This is a genomic window from Amorphoplanes friuliensis DSM 7358 (genome assembly GCF_000494755.1).
GTDB classification, from domain to species: Bacteria; Actinomycetota; Actinomycetes; order Mycobacteriales; family Micromonosporaceae; genus Actinoplanes; species Actinoplanes friuliensis.
Genome location: NC_022657.1, coordinates 786,038 through 802,981 on the forward strand (window position 1 = coordinate 786,038; position 16,944 = coordinate 802,981).

20 protein-coding genes are annotated in these 16,944 nt (G+C 70.8%); 11 read left to right on the top strand and 9 right to left on the bottom strand.

Going from position 1 to position 16,944, the window contains the following annotated elements; all coding sequences use genetic code 11:
- Positions 1-11: 11 nt before the first annotated feature.
- On the bottom strand, positions 12-569 hold the full coding sequence (locus tag AFR_RS03600) for a dihydrofolate reductase family protein (protein WP_023357943.1): 558 nt from the start codon (positions 567-569) through the stop codon (positions 12-14).
- 87 nt (positions 570-656) lie between these two features.
- On the opposite strand from AFR_RS03600, the gene AFR_RS03605 reads away from it, so the two are divergent.
- Positions 657-1,814, top strand: coding sequence for a Gfo/Idh/MocA family protein (locus tag AFR_RS03605; RefSeq protein WP_041840579.1), 1,158 nt, complete (start codon positions 657-659; stop codon positions 1,812-1,814).
- Here the strand turns inward: AFR_RS03605 and AFR_RS03610 are convergent.
- Positions 1,811-2,491 (bottom strand): TetR/AcrR family transcriptional regulator, encoded by a 681-nt coding sequence (locus AFR_RS03610; protein ID WP_023357945.1) that lies wholly within the window; start codon positions 2,489-2,491, stop codon positions 1,811-1,813. The two genes, AFR_RS03605 and AFR_RS03610, sit on opposite strands and share 4 nt — an antisense overlap.
- An 85-nt stretch (positions 2,492-2,576) precedes the next feature.
- Between AFR_RS03610 and AFR_RS03615 the strand changes: the two genes are divergently transcribed.
- A complete protein-coding gene (locus AFR_RS03615) occupies positions 2,577-3,314 on the top strand; it encodes an SDR family oxidoreductase (RefSeq protein WP_023357946.1) in 738 nt (245 codons plus the stop codon).
- A gap of 15 nt (positions 3,315-3,329) precedes the next feature.
- Here the strand turns inward: AFR_RS03615 and AFR_RS03620 are convergent, their stop codons facing one another.
- From AFR_RS03620 to AFR_RS03630, 3 genes are all read right to left on the bottom strand, one after another.
- Entirely contained in the window at positions 3,330-4,094 is a 765-nt protein-coding gene (locus AFR_RS03620) for a hypothetical protein (RefSeq protein WP_023357947.1), read from the bottom strand.
- A gap of 88 nt (positions 4,095-4,182) precedes the next feature.
- Positions 4,183-4,494, bottom strand: a complete 312-nt coding sequence (locus tag AFR_RS03625; protein WP_023357949.1) for a hypothetical protein — start codon at positions 4,492-4,494, stop codon at positions 4,183-4,185.
- Between the two features lie 66 nt (positions 4,495-4,560).
- Entirely contained in the window at positions 4,561-5,223 is a 663-nt protein-coding gene (locus tag AFR_RS03630; RefSeq protein WP_023357950.1) for a DUF305 domain-containing protein, read from the bottom strand.
- Between the two features lie 131 nt (positions 5,224-5,354).
- Here AFR_RS03630 and AFR_RS03635 point away from each other — a divergent pair, with 131 nt between their 5' ends.
- Together AFR_RS03635 and AFR_RS03640 are read left to right on the top strand one after the other, a co-directional pair.
- Positions 5,355-6,794: an LVIVD repeat-containing protein gene (locus AFR_RS03635; protein WP_023357952.1), complete on the top strand. Its 1,440-nt coding sequence runs from the start codon at positions 5,355-5,357 to the stop codon at positions 6,792-6,794.
- A gap of 69 nt (positions 6,795-6,863) precedes the next feature.
- A complete protein-coding gene (locus AFR_RS03640; protein WP_023357953.1) occupies positions 6,864-7,448 on the top strand; it encodes a class I SAM-dependent methyltransferase in 585 nt (194 codons plus the stop codon).
- A 12-nt stretch (positions 7,449-7,460) separates the two neighbouring features.
- Here the strand turns inward: AFR_RS03640 and AFR_RS03645 are convergent, their stop codons facing one another.
- The 3 genes from AFR_RS03645 to AFR_RS03655 form a co-directional block, all read right to left on the bottom strand.
- Positions 7,461-8,279 carry a M15 family metallopeptidase gene (locus AFR_RS03645; RefSeq protein WP_023357954.1) on the bottom strand — a complete coding sequence of 273 codons (819 nt, stop codon included), beginning with the start codon at positions 8,277-8,279 and terminating at the stop codon, positions 7,461-7,463.
- A gap of 103 nt (positions 8,280-8,382) precedes the next feature.
- A complete protein-coding gene (locus AFR_RS03650) occupies positions 8,383-8,685 on the bottom strand; it encodes a DUF3618 domain-containing protein (protein ID WP_023357955.1) in 303 nt (100 codons plus the stop codon).
- Entirely contained in the window at positions 8,682-9,110 is a 429-nt protein-coding gene (locus tag AFR_RS03655) for a phage holin family protein (RefSeq protein WP_041841752.1), read from the bottom strand. The genes AFR_RS03650 and AFR_RS03655 overlap by 4 nt, the downstream gene beginning before the upstream one ends.
- A gap of 232 nt (positions 9,111-9,342) precedes the next feature.
- On the opposite strand from AFR_RS03655, the gene AFR_RS03660 reads away from it, so the two are divergent.
- Genes AFR_RS03660 through msrA form a run of 7 tightly spaced genes read left to right on the top strand, consistent with a single transcriptional unit; the run spans position 9,343 to position 15,804 of the window.
- Positions 9,343-10,278: an STM4015 family protein gene (locus AFR_RS03660; RefSeq protein ID WP_023357957.1), complete on the top strand. Its 936-nt coding sequence runs from the start codon at positions 9,343-9,345 to the stop codon at positions 10,276-10,278.
- Positions 10,279-10,281: 3 nt separating this feature from the next.
- Positions 10,282-11,232 carry an STM4015 family protein gene (locus tag AFR_RS03665; RefSeq protein ID WP_023357958.1) on the top strand — a complete coding sequence of 317 codons (951 nt, stop codon included), beginning with the start codon at positions 10,282-10,284 and terminating at the stop codon, positions 11,230-11,232.
- Between the two features lies 1 nt (position 11,233).
- Positions 11,234-12,310 (top strand): STM4014 family protein, encoded by a 1,077-nt coding sequence (locus tag AFR_RS03670; protein ID WP_023357959.1) that lies wholly within the window; start codon positions 11,234-11,236, stop codon positions 12,308-12,310.
- Positions 12,298-13,101 (top strand): STM4013/SEN3800 family hydrolase, encoded by an 804-nt coding sequence (locus AFR_RS03675; RefSeq protein ID WP_023357960.1) that lies wholly within the window; start codon positions 12,298-12,300, stop codon positions 13,099-13,101. Before AFR_RS03670 ends, AFR_RS03675 begins: the two co-directional genes overlap by 13 nt.
- Positions 13,095-14,405 (top strand): STM4012 family radical SAM protein, encoded by a 1,311-nt coding sequence (locus tag AFR_RS03680; RefSeq protein WP_041840580.1) that lies wholly within the window; start codon positions 13,095-13,097, stop codon positions 14,403-14,405. Before AFR_RS03675 ends, AFR_RS03680 begins: the two co-directional genes overlap by 7 nt.
- A complete protein-coding gene (locus AFR_RS03685; protein ID WP_023357962.1) occupies positions 14,402-15,283 on the top strand; it encodes an STM4011 family radical SAM protein in 882 nt (293 codons plus the stop codon). The genes AFR_RS03680 and AFR_RS03685 overlap by 4 nt, the downstream gene beginning before the upstream one ends.
- A 17-nt stretch (positions 15,284-15,300) precedes the next feature.
- Positions 15,301-15,804, top strand: coding sequence for a peptide-methionine (S)-S-oxide reductase MsrA (msrA, locus tag AFR_RS03690; RefSeq protein ID WP_023357963.1), 504 nt, complete (start codon positions 15,301-15,303; stop codon positions 15,802-15,804).
- Between the two features lie 156 nt (positions 15,805-15,960).
- Here the strand turns inward: msrA and AFR_RS03695 are convergent, their stop codons facing one another.
- Positions 15,961-16,911: an RNA polymerase subunit sigma-70 gene (locus AFR_RS03695; RefSeq protein ID WP_202963971.1), complete on the bottom strand. Its 951-nt coding sequence runs from the start codon at positions 16,909-16,911 to the stop codon at positions 15,961-15,963.
- Positions 16,912-16,944: the final 33 nt, after the last annotated feature.

Consider the following 16,944-nt stretch of genomic DNA (forward strand, 5'->3'; position numbering starts at 1 on the left):
CGCCGGGCGACTCAGCGGACGGGTAGGTATCGCACGTTGAGGGCGAGGGTGGGGTCCTCGACGTCGGCGCGGTGCAGACGGATCGCCTTGCCGCCGGGGTTGTCGTAGAGGCGGATGCCCTCGCCGAGCAGGACCGGTGCGATGTGCAGGTCGATCTCGTCGATCAGGCCCAGCTCGAGGAGCTGCGCGCCGATGGTCGGGGAGAACACCTCGAGGTTCTTGCCGCCGGCGGCGTCCAGCCCGATCCGCACCGCTTCGGCCGGATCAACGCTGAGGAAGGTGACGCCGTCGGCGGGCTTCGCGTCCTCAGGGTGGTGGGTGAGGATGAAGAGCGGACCCTCCCAGGCGCCGCCGTAGGGGCGGACGTCGTCGACGGTGTTGTCCCAGCCGGTGCGGCCACCGAGAACGGCACCGGTGGTCTCGACGTACTCCTCGATCAGGCCGGGACGCGAGGAGAAGCCGGTCATCCAGTCCATCTCATGGTTCGGTCCGGCCACGAATCCGTCGAGGGACATCGTGAAGTGCCAGAGCACCTTGCCGCCTGCGGTCTGCCGTGCGGTGTCAGCCATGAGAGGACTCCTATCTGATTGCACTCTGCAACCGGTCTGGCCATGCTATCGGTTCTACGGCCGCAGCGCACGGGGCAGACTGGCCGGATGAGTCGAGAGACGTTCGGAGTGGCCGTCGCCGGGTTCGGCTGGATGGGGCGGGTGCACACCCAGTCCTACCTCCGGGTTCTGCACCACTACCCGCAGCTGGGCGTACGCCCCGAGCTGGTCGCCGTGGCCGACGAGGTGCCGGGCCGTGCCGCCGAGGCCGCCGACCAGTACGGCTTCACCACCGCGACCCTCGACTGGCGTGACCTCGCCGCCGACCCGCGGATCCGGGCGGTGAGCATCGCCGCGCCGAACTTCCTGCACCGCGAGCTCGGCGTGGCCCTGGCCCGCGCCGGCAAACACATCTGGATTGAGAAGCCGGTCGGCCTCGACGCCGACGACGCGCGTGCTGTCGCCGCCGCCGCCCGCGAGGCCGGTGTGCAGGGTGCGGTCGGCTTCAACTACCGCAACGCCCCGGCGGTGGAGGCCGCCCGTGAGCTGATCACCGCCGGTGAGCTCGGAACGGTCACCCACGCGCGGTTCCGCCTCTTCAGTGATTACGCGGCGCACCCGGAAGGCGCACTGACCTGGCGCTTCGAACGGGCCCGCGGCGGCAGCGGCGTCCTCGGCGACCTGGCCGCCCACGGCATCGACCTGGTCCGTCACCTGCTCGGCGACATCTTGTCCCTGGTCGCGGACACGGCGACCTTCGTACCGCAGCGCTCGCGGCCCAGCGGTGCCACCGCCGGGCACACCCGCGCTGCCGGTGGTGAACTCGGCCCGGTCGAGAACGAGGACTACGTCTCCAGCCAGCTGCGGCTGGCGTCCGGCGCCCGCGTGGTGCTCGAGGCCAGCCGCGTCGCGGTGGGGGACCAGAACAACTACGGCTTCGAGATTCACGGCACCCGCGGAGCCGTCTCCTGGGACTTCCGCCGGATGGGCGAGCTGGCCGTCAGTGTGGGCGACGACTACCAGGACCAGCCGAGGCGCACCGTCCACGTCGGACCGGCGGCCGGCGACTACGCAGCGTTCCAGCCGGGCTCCGGCATCGCCATGGGCTACGACGACCTCAAGGTGATCGAGGCGTACCGCTTCCTGCGCTCGATCATCGAGACAAAGCCGTACGGCGCCACCCTCGACGATGCCGTGCACAGCGCGGTGGCACTGGACGCGATGTCACGGTCGGTCGAGAGCGGCGCCTGGGTGTCGCTCACCTAGGACGCGATGCGTCCGAGCCATTCGTCGAGCAGCACCCGCTCTGCCGGGGAAAGCGCATCGAGCTGGTCGAGGGCGGCGCGCAGGGTGATCGCCGAGCCGGTGACGCTGTCGGGATGGGTCGGTGGGTCGGTGGTCACGGCCGCGATGATCGACTCGCGGGCCAGGGTCGAGAGGGCCGGGTCGCGTTGCTCCGGGGTGAGGCCGATGAGTTCGAAGGTCATGCCGGCGCCCGCGGAGTGGATCAGGTGGGCGGCACGTTCCTCGGTGACACGCAGGCGGCCCGCCTCGGCGATGCGGCGTACCTGGGCGGCCAGGATCTCGGCGGCCTGGCGGGCTGCCGGTGAGGCCACGCCGGGACGGGGTTCGCCGTAGATCAGCGCGTAGTACGCGGGGTTCTCCACGCCGAAACCGACGTGCAGGTCCCAGCCGCGGCGCAGGTCCTCGACGGGGTCCTCGCTGTGGGGAAGCCCGGCCTTGTCCTCCAGGTAGGCGGCAAATCCGTGGCTCGCGACCGCGTCCAGCAGGCCCTGCTTGTCACCGAAGATGCGGTAGATGGTCGGCGCCTGCACGCCGGCGGCCGTACTGACCGCCCGGGTCGACACGGCCTCGCGTCCGCCCTCGGCGAGCAGGGCTGCTGCTGCCTCGAGGATGCGGTCACGGGTGTTCCTGGTTTCCACGGTAACGACGATAACACTTGGACGTTAGCGATATGGTGGTAGCGATGCTAACGTCGAGGTGTTAGCGCCTATCGAAGGAGTCACCATGACCGACACCCAGCGCCGCGTTGCGATCGTCACCGGCGGTTCCCGCGGCATCGGCCGGGCCGTGTCCGAGCGCCTCGCTGCCGACGGTCAGGCTGTTGTCATCGCCTACGCCGGCAACGACGTCGAGGCCAAGGCCACCGTCGAGGCCGTGGAAGCAGCCGGCGGAAACGCCGTCGCCGTTCAGGCCGACGTGGCGGACGAGACCGCCGTCCGGTCGCTCTTCGACCTCGCCGAGCAGCGCTTCGGCGGCGTGGACGTCGTGGTGAACGCCGCCGGGATCATGGTCCTCAGCCCCCTGGCCGATGCAGGCCTCGACGACCTCGACCGGATGTTCCGCACCAACCTGCGCGGCACCTTCGTGATCGGCCGCGAGGCCGCCCGCCGGGTCCGCTCCGGTGGCGCGATCATCAACTTCTCGACCTCGGTGACCCGGCTCAACCTGCCGACATACTCCGGATATGCCGCCACCAAGGCCGCGGTCGAGGCCCTCAGCCCGATCCTGGCCAAGGAACTCCGCGGCCGCGACATCACCGTCAACGCGGTGGCGCCCGGCCCGACCGCGACGTCGCTCTTCCTGGACGGCAAGGACCAGGAGACCATCGACCGCATGGCCAAGATGAACCCGATGGAGCGGCTGGGCCGCCCGGAGGACATCGCCGAGGTCGTGTCGTCCCTGGCCGGCCCGGCCCGCTGGATCAACGGCCAGACCATATTCGTCAACGGCGGCGTGGCCTGAGGCCACGCGTCCGCGTCAGGCGGTGGCGGCGATGCGGCGGCTGGAGCGGGCCGGGGTGGTCTGCTGCGGGAGTGTGGCACGGGCCGACTCGGCCTGGGCCTCGGCCGCGATGACCTCCAGCCGCAGGCTGCGGACCGACGCGGTGGCGATGTCGGCGGCCTGCCAGGCGGCGTCCTCGGCGGTCAGGCATTCCTGGTACGCCGCGAACCGGTGCGTCACGGCCGCCCGGGCCAGGATCAGCTCCTGCTCGACGGGGTGCAGCGTGGGGTCCCAGCCGTTGCGGTGGGTCAGCGCGTCCAGCAGCTGCGTGTCGGACAGGTCGCCCCGCCGGTACGCGCTCTGCGCGGAACGCCGCAGCGCCTGCGCCCGGTCGGCGTGCTCGTCGTCGGTCATCGGCGTCGCGTAGGCGGCGGCGCGGCGGGCGCGGGTCAGGGCGGCGTCCGCAGCCTGGTAGGCCTGCCACGCCTCCTGCGTGCGGACCTGCGCCTCCTGGCACTCCTCGCGCCGGCGCTCGGCGGTGTGCGCCGCGCCCCGGGCCGCCACGGCGATCTCGTCGGCGTAGCGGATCAGCTCCTCGGCCTCGGTGCTCCTGCGCTCCAGCTCGGCACGCTTCTGCGCGGCGGAGTCGGCCAACCAGGCGGAGATCTGCCGCGGGCGGAAGACACCACGGGGCAGGGCGAGACCGGCCAGTGCGAGCAGGGCCAGCAGGATCAGGGTCGCCCAGATGGCGGCGGCCGCCCGGCCACCCTGTCCGACGAGGAGTGCAACAGCGAAGTCCATGATTCTTTCCTTATCCACCGGGTCGTGCCACTAATCGATGTGGGGCGTCACGAATCGACCCGCCGCCGGCTGTGCCGGGCGAGGCAGGTCAGGCGGAGAAGGGTGGTGCGCGCGGCCCGGATGCCGCGGTGCCGACCTGGTCGGCGAGGGTCTGGACACCCGGATCGACGACGGCGGGAACAGCCGCGACGGACGGGGCAACGGGCTCGGCAACAGGAGCCTCGACCGGCGACGCGACCGAGGTGGCCGAAGCCGGCGCAGCAGCGACCGCCGCCACGACGGGAACCGGAAGTGGATCGATGGCCGGTGCGGGTGTGCCCGGCAGGCCGAGCAGCGCGGCCAGGAACAGGGATGCGACGAACGGCAGCCGCGTACGGCGAAGAGCTGCCCTGACATCCACGGTAGACAACCTATCGGTCCGCCGGGCGCCGCCGCATCCCCTCACCTCCATAGGTGACACAGGTCGCTAGAGCTGCTCCATCCGGCGGATCTCGCTGCCCTGCTCGACGGCCATCTCGTTCGCCATCTCGTAGAGGACCTGGTCGGTGCCGCCGCCGAGGACGTCGCCGGCCATCTGGATCGCGCCCTTGTGGTGGGCGGTCATCATCGCGATGAACTTCGTGTCGAAGTCCGTGCCCTTCGCGGCGGTCAGCGCGGCCAGATCGGCCGGCGTCTGCATGCCGGGCATCGTGCTGTGGTTATGCGCCGGGTCGGTCTCGGGCAGCTTGCGGTCGGTCAGCCAGCGCTTCAGCCAGGTGATCTCCGGGGCCTGAGCAGCGCCGATGCGTGCGGCCAGGGCGCGCAGCCCGGCGTCGCCGGCGCGCTGCGGTGCCAGCGCGGACATCTCGATCGCCTGCTGGTGGTGGGCGATCATCATCTGCACGAACGTGACGTCGATCGAGTTGAACGTCGAGCCGTCGGGTGCGCGTACCTGATCGGAGTCGGTGACCCGGGCCGACTCACCCGGCCGGCCCGGCAGGACCACCCGGGCCGGAGGCGCCGGGCTGGCGCTCGCCTGCGGTGCCGCCGCCGAACGGTCGTCGCCCGCACGGGCCGCCACGGCCGTTCCGCCGGCTGCCAGCACCACGGCCGCCGCTGCGACCAGCGTGAATGTCCTCTGCCGACTCATCGGATCCTTTCGTGCCGGTAACAATGTCCCCCGCGTTCCGTCTCCGGCTATTACTGTAACGACGATGGTGAATGCGCACCGACCGTGACACCACCCTGCCCCTCGGTGCGCCAGCAGCCGGAAGGAGCTTCATGAAGCACTCTGCCCCACGAGGGCGGCAGCTCAAGCGCCTGGCGTGTCTCAGCGCGGCAACGGTCGTGGTCGGACTGTTGGCGGCGCCCTCCAGCGGTGTCGCGCAGGCGCCGGCCGACCCGGGCACACCGCCCGGGGTCGACGAGGTCGCGAGCACGAAGAACCTCAACCAGGTCGCCCATCTGCCGAAGACGGGCCCGTTCGCCAACTCCACCAACTCGGACTGGGCCTTCAAGGGCGAGTACGCATACGGCGGTAACTACAACGGCTTCGCGGTCTACGACATCAGCAACCCCAAGGCGCCGACCGTCGCGGCGCAGGTGCTCTGCCCCGGATCGCAGAACGACATCTCGATCAAGGGCAACCTGCTGTTCCTGGGCACCGACTCGCAGCGGACGAACGACTCCTGCAACAACGCCGCTTCCACGACCGCCGCACCCGGCGACCGCTGGGAGGGCGTGAAGATCTTCGACATCAGCGACCCGACCACACCGGCCTACCTCAAGTCGGTGAAGACCGACTGTGGTTCGCACACCCAGACGATGATTCCGGGCAAGGCGGGTGACAACTCCGTCTACCTGTACGTCTCCTCGTACAACCTGGCGGCGGCGGACCAGCCGAACTGTGCTCTGCCGCACGACAAGATCTCGATCGTCCGGGTGCCGCTCGCGGAGCCGACGGCCGCGCGGGTCGTGTCGACGCCGGTGCTGTTCCCGGACGGTGGCTACCCCGGTGGCACCGAGGGCCAGTCCCCGACGACGGGCTGCCACGACATCACGGCGTACCCGGAGAAGGACATCGCCGCCGGTGCCTGCATGGGTGACGGTGTGCTCTTCGACATCTCCGTGCGCAGCCAGCCGAAGGTCATCACCACGGTGCGCGACACCGAGAACTTCGCGTTCTGGCACTCGGCGACGTTCAACAACAAGGCCACCAAGGTCGTCTTCACCGACGAGCTCGGCGGCGGCGGCGCGGCCACCTGCAACCCGGAGATCGGTCCGGAGCGGGGTGCCGACGCGATCTACGACATCGTCGGCAAGGGCAACAACCGCAAGCTCGAGTTCCGCAGCTACTTCAAGATCCCGCGCACCAACACCGACACCGAGAACTGCGTGGCCCACAACGGCTCGCTGATCCCGGTTCCGGGCAAGGACATCATGGTGCAGGCGTGGTACCAGGGCGGCATCTCGGTCTGGGACTTCACCAACTCGCGGAACCCCAAGGAGATCGCGTACTGGGAGCGGGGACCCATCTCGGACACCCAGTTCGTGCTGGGCGGCTCGTGGTCGGCGTACTGGTACAACGGCTTCATCTACTCCAACGACATCGCCAAGGGCGTTGACGTGCTGGAGCTGAAGGACCGGCGGACCAACCCGGCGACGGGTGCGTCGACGGAGCTGTTCAACGCGCAGACGCAGGACAACTACAGCAACTGGTGACGATCGTGTGAGTGTGGGCCCGGTCTCTTCCCGAGACCGGGCCCTCCGCGTCTGGCAGTGTGGTCGGACGTGGAGAACCTCTGGCTGCAGAAGATCGCTGAGAACCCCGGCCACTCGCGCTGGTACATCGACCGGTTCCGCAAGCTCGCGAAGGACGGCGCCGACCTGGCCGGTGAGGCGCGCCTGATCGACACGATGGTGCCGCGCGGGTCGAGGGTCCTCGACGCCGGTTGCGGCGCCGGCCGTGTGGGCGGATTTCTGGCCGCGGCCGGTCACGACGTCACCGGCGTCGACCTGGACCCGGAGCTGATCGCGGCGGCCGAGGAGGACTATCCGGGGCCGCGCTGGCTGACCGGCGACCTGGCCGAGCTGGAGCTGCCGGAACGCTTCGACGTGATCGTCTGCGCCGGCAACGTGATGACCTTCGTCGCGCCGGGCACCCGGGTCGAGATCCTCCGACGGCTGCGCCTCCACCTGGCCGAGGGTGCCCGCGTGGTGATCGGCTTCGGCGCCGACCGGGGTTACGCGTTCGACGACTTCTTCGTCGACGTCGCGGCGGCCGGCCTCGCGCCGGACGTGCTGCTGTCGACCTGGGACCTGCGACCGTTCGGTGCCGGCTCGGACTTCCTGGTCGCGCTGCTCAGGCCCGTCTGAGCAGGCTCACGGTCAGCGGTTGTTCATGCTGAAGTGCATGTCGTCCTTGAGGCTGTTCCAGCGGCCGCCCCAGTAGAAGCCCTGGTCGGTGAAGGCGCGGACCGCACCGGAGGCGTGCATCATGCCGCGCCGGTAGAGGCCGCGCCGCAGGAAGTCGGTGCCGCCGGCCGGGTCGATGTACCGGCCGCGGACCATCGGGTTCTGCACCGGGTTGACGTCGATGGCCTTCCCGTACGCGTGCTGTGACCAGGTCTTGCTGCCGTTGACCACGCGGCAGCTGTAACCGGCGGTGACCGTGCCCATGTCGTCGATGTAGGGCGCGTTGAGTGTCATCGGGCTCATGCCCTGAATCCGGAAGCGCATCCTGTACAGCGACTGGAACGCTCGCTGGGTCCGGGTCGCGATGGTCCGGTGCACGACGATGCTGCCCTGGTGGGAGACGCCGTAGAAGTCGATGTAGGTGACCCAGACCTTGCGCAGGTCGGCCGGAAGGACCGGACATTTGTCCTTGGCGTTCCAGTTGACCGTGCCGGGTGTGACCTTCTCGATCCACGACCGCCAGCCGGTGAGCCGGCCCCCGGCCGGTTCGGCCAGGTGCAGAACACCGTCCGGGCTGGGCTGGTTGGGCTTGATCAGGCCGTTCCAGGCGCGCAGATCGGCACGACGGATCCCGTACGCGGCCGCGATGCTCTTGATCGTCTCGCCGGGACGTACCACGTGGTAGGGCGGCGCCGCGGCGGCGGGAGTGACGGCCGCGGCCGGTGACGGGGCGGCAACGACGGGTGCGGTGGCCAGGATCAGGGCGCTGAGGAGCTTCGGCAGCGTTTTCACACGCCCTATTACGCTATGAAACGGCCATCAACGTCGGCAAAACAAGAAAATGTCTCATATGCCAGCGGCCCACCACCGGATGCGGTAGTGGGCCGTGGGACGGTCAGCTGCGGCTGCGCCGGACCAGCACCACTGCGACGGCAGCGGCCACCGTGGCCAGCAGCGCCACGGGCACCGGGCGGCGGACAGCCTGGGCCGGGTCCTGCTTGATCTCGTCCGCCGTGACGACGACACGTTCCCGCACGCGTCCCGCCAGGGCGGCAGCGCGGGTCTTCACATCGGTCTTGGCGGCCAGCGCGGCAGCGGTCTCACCCAGCTCCTGCCGGGTCTGCTCGATCTCGGCCTTCAACCGCGCCGGATCGCCCGGCGTGGACCCGTTCAGACGAACCGTGACGTCGCTGCTCATGCGTGCCTTCCGTCCCGGACCGCGGTCTTGACCGCGTCCACGTCGCGCTTGCTGCTGTCCACGGCGGCGGTCGGCGCCGGCGGCACCGCCTGCTGCACCTGCTTCTTGCCGATCAGGGCGGCCACACCCGCCACGGCGAACACCACGACGGTGACCACCAGGGCGGCCAGCCAGACCGGCCAGACCAGCGCCAGCAGCGCGCCCACGGTCACCAGGAGAGCGCCGACGCCGTACATCGCCAGCACGCCGGCTCCGCCCAGGAGACCCGCGCCCTTCCCGGCGCGCTTGCCCTTCTCCACCATTTCTGTACGCGCGAGAGCCAGCTCGTCACGCACGAGGGTGGAGACCTGCTCGGTCATCTGTGTCACGAGCTGTCCGGTCGACGCCTCCGCCGGCCACACAGTCCGAGGCTGTGTATCGGTCATCATCATCTCCGTCCTGCACACGCGCGCTGACCCGTTCCGGCCGGCGCGCCTGACCACTGACCTACCCACCGGGGGCGTTCCTATGCGGCTGCGCCCCGATGCCACTCCTGCGGGTGGTCCCGTCCGCAGTGTCCGCGCTCAGCGGCGTGACCAGCGGTGATCCGGCAATGGGCCAGTTTTGTCGGTCGGCTCTGTTAGCGTGCCGCCGACCGAACCGGACCGGAGGTAAAGCGTGACCATCAACTCGCACGTGACCACATTTGCCGGGCTCCCGGTGGTGGCCTTCGATCCGGAGGGCGAGCTGCCGGACGATCCCGCCGCCGTGGCCTGGCGGGTGGAGACGGAGGACTTCGAGGCCCCGCCGGAGGAGTTCGCCGGCCTGATCGAAGCCCTCATCACGCGAGTGCCCGAGGGGCAGATCCGTGCCCTGGTGCTGGGCGAGTGGGGCAGCACCTACGAGGTGGGACCGCCGATCGAGCTGCTGATCTCGCTGGCGCCCCGGCTGTCCGGGCTGCGCGCGATCTTCGTCGGCGATCTGACCTACGAGCAGTGCGAGATCTCCTGGATCCACCAAGGGGAGATCACCCCGCTGCTGACCGCGTACCCGGAGCTGGAGGTGCTGCGGATCCGCGGTGCCGAGGGTCTGGTCTTCGAGGCGGCGCAGCACGCTTCCCTGCGCGAGCTGGGCTTCGAGTCCGGCGGCCTGCCGGCGCAGGTGGTGCGCGCGGTCGGTGCCAGCGACCTGCCCGCTCTGCAGTCGCTGGACCTGTGGCTCGGCACCTCGAACTACGGGGCGGACAGCACTGTCGACGACCTCGCCCCGATCCTGAGCGGCGAACGCTTGCCCTCCCTGCGCAGCCTGGCCCTCTGCAACGCGGAGATCGCCGACGCGGTCGCCGCTGCCGTGGCCACCGCACCCGTGATCGCCCGCCTCGACGTCCTCGACCTGTCGAAGGGTGAACTCACCGACGAGGGCCTGGACGCCCTGCTGGCCGGTCAGCCGCTGACCCACCTGAGCCGACTCGACCTCCACCACCACTACCTCTCCGCCGAGGGGCAGGAACGCCTCACCGCCGCCCTGCCCGGTGTGGAGATCGACCTGTCCGAGCCCCGCGAGAGCGACGAGAGCGACGGCCGGGTCTTCCGCTACGTCTCGGTGGGGGAGTGACCGATGAGCTTCTACGAGCACGCGACCGAGTTCGCCGGCCGCCGCGTCGTCGACGTCCCGCTCGACGGCCCGTTGCCGCCGGTCGACGGGCCGGTTGCCTGGCGCTTCTCGTTCTGGGAGTTCGACGAGACGACCACCCGGGGACTCAACGAGAAGTTCCGGGAGGCGTTCGAGGCGTTCGTCGAGCGTTCCGGTGGTGAGATCGAGGCGCTGGTCATCGGCGCCTGGGGTTACGCCGCCTTCGACGAGGCCCCGATCGCCCAGCTCTGCGAGGCCGCGTCCCGGCTGCCGCGGCTGCGTGCGTTGTTCCTCGGCGACCAGACCAGCGAGGAGTGTGAGGTCTCGTGGATGCGGGTCGGCGACGTCACGCCGCTGCTGGCCGCGTACCCCGAGCTGGAGATCCTGAAGGTGCGGGGCGGCAGCGAGCTGCTCACTTTTGACCAGGTCCGCCACGAGTCGCTGCGGGAGCTGGTTTTCGAGAGCGGTGGCCTGCCCAGCGGTGTGGTTCGTGAGGTGCTCGCGAGCGAGTTCCCCGCGCTGACGTCGCTGGAGCTGTGGCTGGGCGTCGACGAGTACGGCGGTGACACCCACGTGGAGCTGCTGGCGCCGCTGCTCGCCGGCGAGCTGTTCCCGGCGCTGCGGCACCTCGGCCTGCGAAATTCCGAGATCGTCGACGACATCGCGGTGGCGCTGGCCGCCGCACCGATCGTGCCGCGCCTGGAGGTGCTGGACCTTTCCCTGGGCACGATGACCGACGCCGGAGCGGGTGCGCTGCTCGCCGGTCAGTCGCTGAGCCACCTGCGGCGCCTCGACCTGCATCACCATTACCTGTCGCCCGAGATGTCGGCGCGGGTCGTCGCGGCGCTCCCTGGTGTGCTGGTCGACGTCTCGGACGTTCAGGAGGCCGACGAGGACGACGACGAGGTCTACCGCTACACCGCGGTGGGGGAGTGACGTGCGGCTGACGGTTGTCGGCAACCCCGGCAACCGCCGCGTAGGCCTCTTCGCCGAGGCGGCCCGGGCCGCCGGTCTGCCGTCACCCGAGGTCCTGGCCTGGCGTGACGTCTTGCTGGGCGCCGCGCCACCACCGGCCGGATCCGTGGTCCGCATCGAGTCCCCGGGCGAGGACACCGAAGTGGACACGCTGCTGCGCGGTGCCGGCGTCGCTGCCGGGCACGGCGAGCTGGTCGGCCTGGCCGACTGGTATTCGGGCCTGCTGCGGGGTGTGTCCCGGGTGGCCGCAGGCGGTGCAAGCCTGCTCATCGACCCGGACGACATCGCGGTCCTGTGCGACAAACGCCGCTGCCACGCGGTGCTCTCCGCGGCGGAGGTGCCGGTGCCGGGCGCTCTACCGGCGGTGACGTCCTACGCGGAGTTGCGGGCGGAGATGGCGGCGGCGGGCTGGTCGCGGGTGTTCGTGAAACCCGCCCACGGGTCCTCGGCGTCCGGGGTGATCGCGCTGGCGGTCAACGGTTCCCGGCTGCGCGCCACCACCTCGGTCGAGCTGACCGGTGAGACGCTGTACAACTCGCTGCGGGTGCGGACCTACGACCGCGAGGCCGACGTCGTGACGATCGTCGACCGGCTGGCGCGGACCGGCCCGTTGCACGTGGAGCGGTGGGTGCCCAAGGCCGGTCTTGCCGACCGGGTGGTCGATCTGCGGGTCGTCGTGATCGCCGGGCGCCCGACACACGCGGTGGTCCGGGCCGGGCGCGGGCCGATGACCAATCTGCACCTGGGTAACGCACGCGGTGACCTCGCCGAGCTCCGCGCCGCGGCCGGGCCGCAGAGCTGGTCGGCGGCGATGGAGACCTGTGAGCGGGTCGCTGCCTGTTTCCCGCGCAGTCTCCAGGTGGGCGTCGACCTGATGTTCCTGACCGGCTGGCGCCGCCACGCGGTCGCCGAGGTCAACGCCTTCGGTGACCTGCTCCCCGGTGTCCTCGCCGACGGCCGCGACACCTACGCCGAGCAGATCGACGCCCTGACCTCGGGCCGCTGGACGACGCCACGGGCGGGCGCATGCGTCAGCTGATCGGCAGCCACGACTTCCTCATGATCACGCTCGACACCCTGCGCTACGACGTGGCGGCCGAGCTGGCAGCCGCGGGACGGACCCCCGAGCTGGCCAAGGTGCTGCCCGGTGGCCGGTGGGAACGCCGGCACTCGCCGGCCAGCTTCACCTACGCGGCACACCACGCCTTTTTTGCCGGCTTCCTGCCCACGCCGCAGGAGCCCGGACGCCACGACCGGCTCTTCGCCGCCGCCTTCCCCGGCTCCGAGACGGCCGGCGACACCACCTGGGTCTTCGACGCACCGGACCTGCCCACCGCGCTCGCCGCGGCCGGATATCACACGGTCTGTCTGGGCGGTGTCGGCTTTTTCAACCGGCGCAGCCCGCTCGGCGCCGTCCTGCCCGGCCTCTTCACCGAGGCTCACTGGGAGCCGGAGTTCGGTGTGACCGCGCCCGCCGGCCTCGATGCCCAGCTCGACCGGCTGGGCGAGGTCATCGAGCGAGTTCCCGGCGAGCGCCCGCTCTTCACGTTCCTCAACGTGTCGTCGCTGCACCAGCCCAACAAGCACTACCTGCCCGGCGCCGACGACGACAGCGTCGCCAGCCACGCCGCCGCCCTCGAATATGTGGACGGCCGGCTGCCACGGCTCTTCGCCCAGCTCACCGGGCGGGGCCGGCCCGTCTTTGTGATCATGTGCTCGGACCACGGCACGGCGTACGGCGAGGACGGCCACACCGGGCACCGCATCGGCCACGAGGTCGTCTGGACGGTGCCCTACGCACACTTCGAGCTGCACCCGGAGGAATGGTGACCGACGGTTCCCCGTACCAGGGCTACCTGTACGCGTACCCGCACAAGACGGCGTACCGGCAGCTGGATCCGCGCCCGGCGCTGGCCGACGTGTGGAGCCGCGAGCAGACCGAGGCGCTGTTCCTCTACGTGCACCTGCCGTTCTGCGAGATGCGCTGCGGCTTCTGCAACCTCTTCACCCGCTCGAACGCACCCGCCGAGCAGGTCACGGCGTACCTCGCCCAGCTGCGCCGGCAGGCCGTCCAGGTCGCCGACGCGCTGGGCGAGCGGGCCGGCTTCGCGCGAGCGGCTTTCGGGGGCGGCACGCCGACCTACCTGTCCGCCGACGAGCTGACCGAGTTGTTCGAGATCGCCACGGGCACGATGGGCGTCTCGCTGCCGGGCGTTCCGCTGTCGGTCGAGACGTCACCGGCCACCGCCACGCCGGACCGGCTCGCGGTGCTGGCCGCGTACGGGACGACCCGGGTGAGCATGGGCGTGCAGAGCTTCCTGGACGCGGAGGCCCGAGCCGCGGGACGCCCGCAGCGCCGCACCGAGGTGGAGCAGGCGCTGGGCGCGATCCGCGACGCCGCCGTGCCGATCCTCAACGTCGACCTGATCTACGGCATCGACGGCCAGACCGCCGCGACCTGGGCGCAGAGCCTCACGGCCGCGCTGGAGTGGTCACCCGAGGAGCTGTACCTCTACCCGCTGTACGTCCGCCCGCTGACCGGGCTGGGCCGGCGGGCGCACACCCGCGACGACTGGGACGTCCAGCGGCAGAGCCTCTACCAGCAGGCGGTGGAGACGCTGACCGCGGCCGGATACCGGCAGGAGTCGATGCGACAGTTCCGCCGGGCCGATGTGGCCGACCCGGACGGCCCGGACTACTGCTGCCAGGACGACGGCATGGTCGGGCTGGGCTGCGGCGCCCGGTCCTACACGACGCAGCTGCACTACTCCTTCGACTACGCGGTGAGCGTGCCGCAGGTGCGGGCGGTGCTCGACGACTACCTGAGCCGCCCGGCCGGCGACTTCGCGTGGGCGGAGTTCGGTTTTGCCCTCGACGACGCCGAGCAGCGGCGCCGCTGGCTGCTCAAGTCGTTGCTGCGCGCGGTGGGCGTCGACGAGGCGGCCTACCTGGCGCGGTTCGGCTCGCTGCCGGCGCAGGACTTCCCGCAGCTGGCCGAGCTGACCGATCGCGGGCTGGCGACCGACGGCGGGTTGCGGCTGACCGCGGCCGGTCTGGCCCGCTCCGACGCCATCGGCCCGTGGCTGGTCTCCGGTGCGGTCCGCCGGGCGATGGACGGGTACGTGCTGCAGTGAACCTGTCGATCCTCTACCGGGGCCCGCTCGCCAGCTGCAACTACGACTGCCCGTACTGCCCTTTCGCCAAGCGCGTCGACCCGCCGGAGCTGCTGCGCGCCGACCGGGCCGCCCTGGAACGCTTCGCCGCCTGGGTCGAGGCGACCACGGACGTGCAGCTCTCGGTGCTGTTCACACCGTGGGGCGAGGGCCTGACCCGCAGCTGGTACCGCGACACGATCGTCCGCCTGTCGCACCTGCCGCACGTGGAGAGAGTGGCGATCCAGACCAACCTCGCGGCACGTGTCGACTGGCTCGCCGAGGCCGATCGCAACACCGCCGCACTGTGGACGACTTACCACCCGGGACAGATCACCCGCGAGCGGTTCCTCGAACGCTGCACCGGCCTGCGCCGGCTCGGGGTGCGGTTCTCGGTCGGCGTGGTGGGGCTCCCCGAGCATCTCGCGGAAGCACGGGCGTTGCGCGCCGACCTGCCCGACGAGGTCTACCTGTGGGTGAACGCCGCCGAGGGCCACCGCTACGACGCCGAGCAGGAGGCGCACTGGACAGCGCTCGACCCGCTCTTCGGTCACAGCGTGCGCCCGCACCTCTCCCTCGACCGGCCCTGCCACGCGGGGGAGACCGCGATCTCGGTGCAGGGTGACGGCAGCGTCCGGCGCTGTCACTTCATCGCCGAGCCCATCGGCAACCTCTACGACGGCTCGTGGCGGCCGGCCCTGCGCCCCCGGGGCTGCACCAACGCGGTGTGCGACTGCCACATCGGCTACGTGCACCTCAAACCGCTCGGACTGCGCGACGTCTTCGCCGGAGGTGTCCTGGAACGCATCCCGGCTGCCTGGCCCCCGCAACGCGCTACGGTTTCCGGGGCAGGTCGCTGAGGAAGAGGTGCAACACGATGAGCACTGAGAAGGCCGTACTGGCCGGAGGCTGTTTCTGGGGCATGCAGGACCTGATCCGCAAGCGCCCCGGGGTCGTCTCGACCCGGGTCGGCTACACGGGTGGCGAGGTCCCGAACGCCACGTACCGCAACCACGGCACGCACGCCGAGGCGATCGAGATCGTCTTCGACCCGGCCGTCACGTCGTACCGTGACCTGCTCGAGTTCTTCTTCCAGATCCACGACCCGTCGACGCTCAACCGGCAGGGCAACGACCTGGGCGTGAGCTACCGCTCGGCGATCTTCTACACCGACGACGAGCAGAAGCGTGTCGCCCTGGACACCATCGCCGACGTCGACGCGTCGGGGCTGTGGCCGGGCAAGGTGGTCACCGAGGTGACCGCCGCCGGACCGTTCTGGGAGGCCGAGCCGGAGCACCAGGACTACCTGGAGCGCATCCCGGACGGCTACACCTGCCACTTCCCCCGCCCGGGCTGGAAGCTTCCCCGCCGCGCGGCCTGAACCACCCATGAGGCCCGGCCGGGCCTCGACGGAAGCGGCCGGATCGCGCCGCTCAGGACCAGGTCCGGCCGTGCCGAGCCGGGCTTGCCGCCCGGGACCGGGTCCGGCCGCGCCGAGCAGGGCTTGCCGCTCCGGACCGGGTTCGGCCGCGTCGAGTTACATGAGCCCGGCGCGGGTCAGTGCGGCGTTGTCGTGGAAACGCGTCAGGCCGGCGATCTGGCCGGCTCGCAGGGTCAGCACCATCAGCCCGGCGGGGCTGCCGACCGGATCGCCGGGCTCGGCGAGCCGGCAGGCGAAGGCCGGTTGAGCGTTGGCGCCGACGGGCGTCAGCAGCAATCGGCGCGAGCCCTGCGCCTCACCGCTGATCTTCAAGAACGCGGCGATGGCGTCGGCGCCCTGATATTCGTGCGGCGCGGGCGGCATGGCCAGCCACGCGTCATCGGTGAGCAGCGCAATCACCGTGTCGACGTCCCGCGCGGTGAAGGCTTCCGCGAAGCGCCGCGCAAGCTCTTCCTCGTCGGCTGACAGCGCCGCGGGCTCCGGGCGCGAATCCAAGCTCGCACGGGCCCGTTGCAGCGCGCCCTTGACCGCGGTGCCCGTCGTGTCGAGCATCCGCGCCACCTCGGCGGTGTCGAAGCCGAGAACGTCACGCAGGATCAGCACGGCCGTCTGCCGGGGCGGGAGTCGCTGCAAGCCGGTGATGAACGCCAGCCCCACCGACTCTTTCGCCTCGTAGCGCGTCTCCGGGTCGAGGAGGGCATCCGGGTACGGCTGCAGCCAGGTGATCTCACCCCACCGTGTCGGCTCGGGCGGATCGAACGGCGGGGTGGGTGCCGGTGGCAGCCGCCGCCCGGCGTCGCGGCGCACGTTGAGGCACCGGTTGGTGGCGATCCGGTAGAGCCAGGCCCGCAGCGACGCCCGGCCCTCGAAGCCGCCCAGCGACCGCCACGCCGCGAGCAGCGTCTCCTGCAGGGCGTCCTCGGCGTCCGTGAACGAGCCCAGCATCCGGTAGCAGTGCAGGTGCAGCTCCCGCCGGTGCGGTCCGACCAGCTCGCCGAACGCCTGCTCATCTCCGGTACGGGCACGGCTGAGCAGGGAATCGGTCACGTTCTGCATCGTAGGACCGTTCCGTTCGCCGGT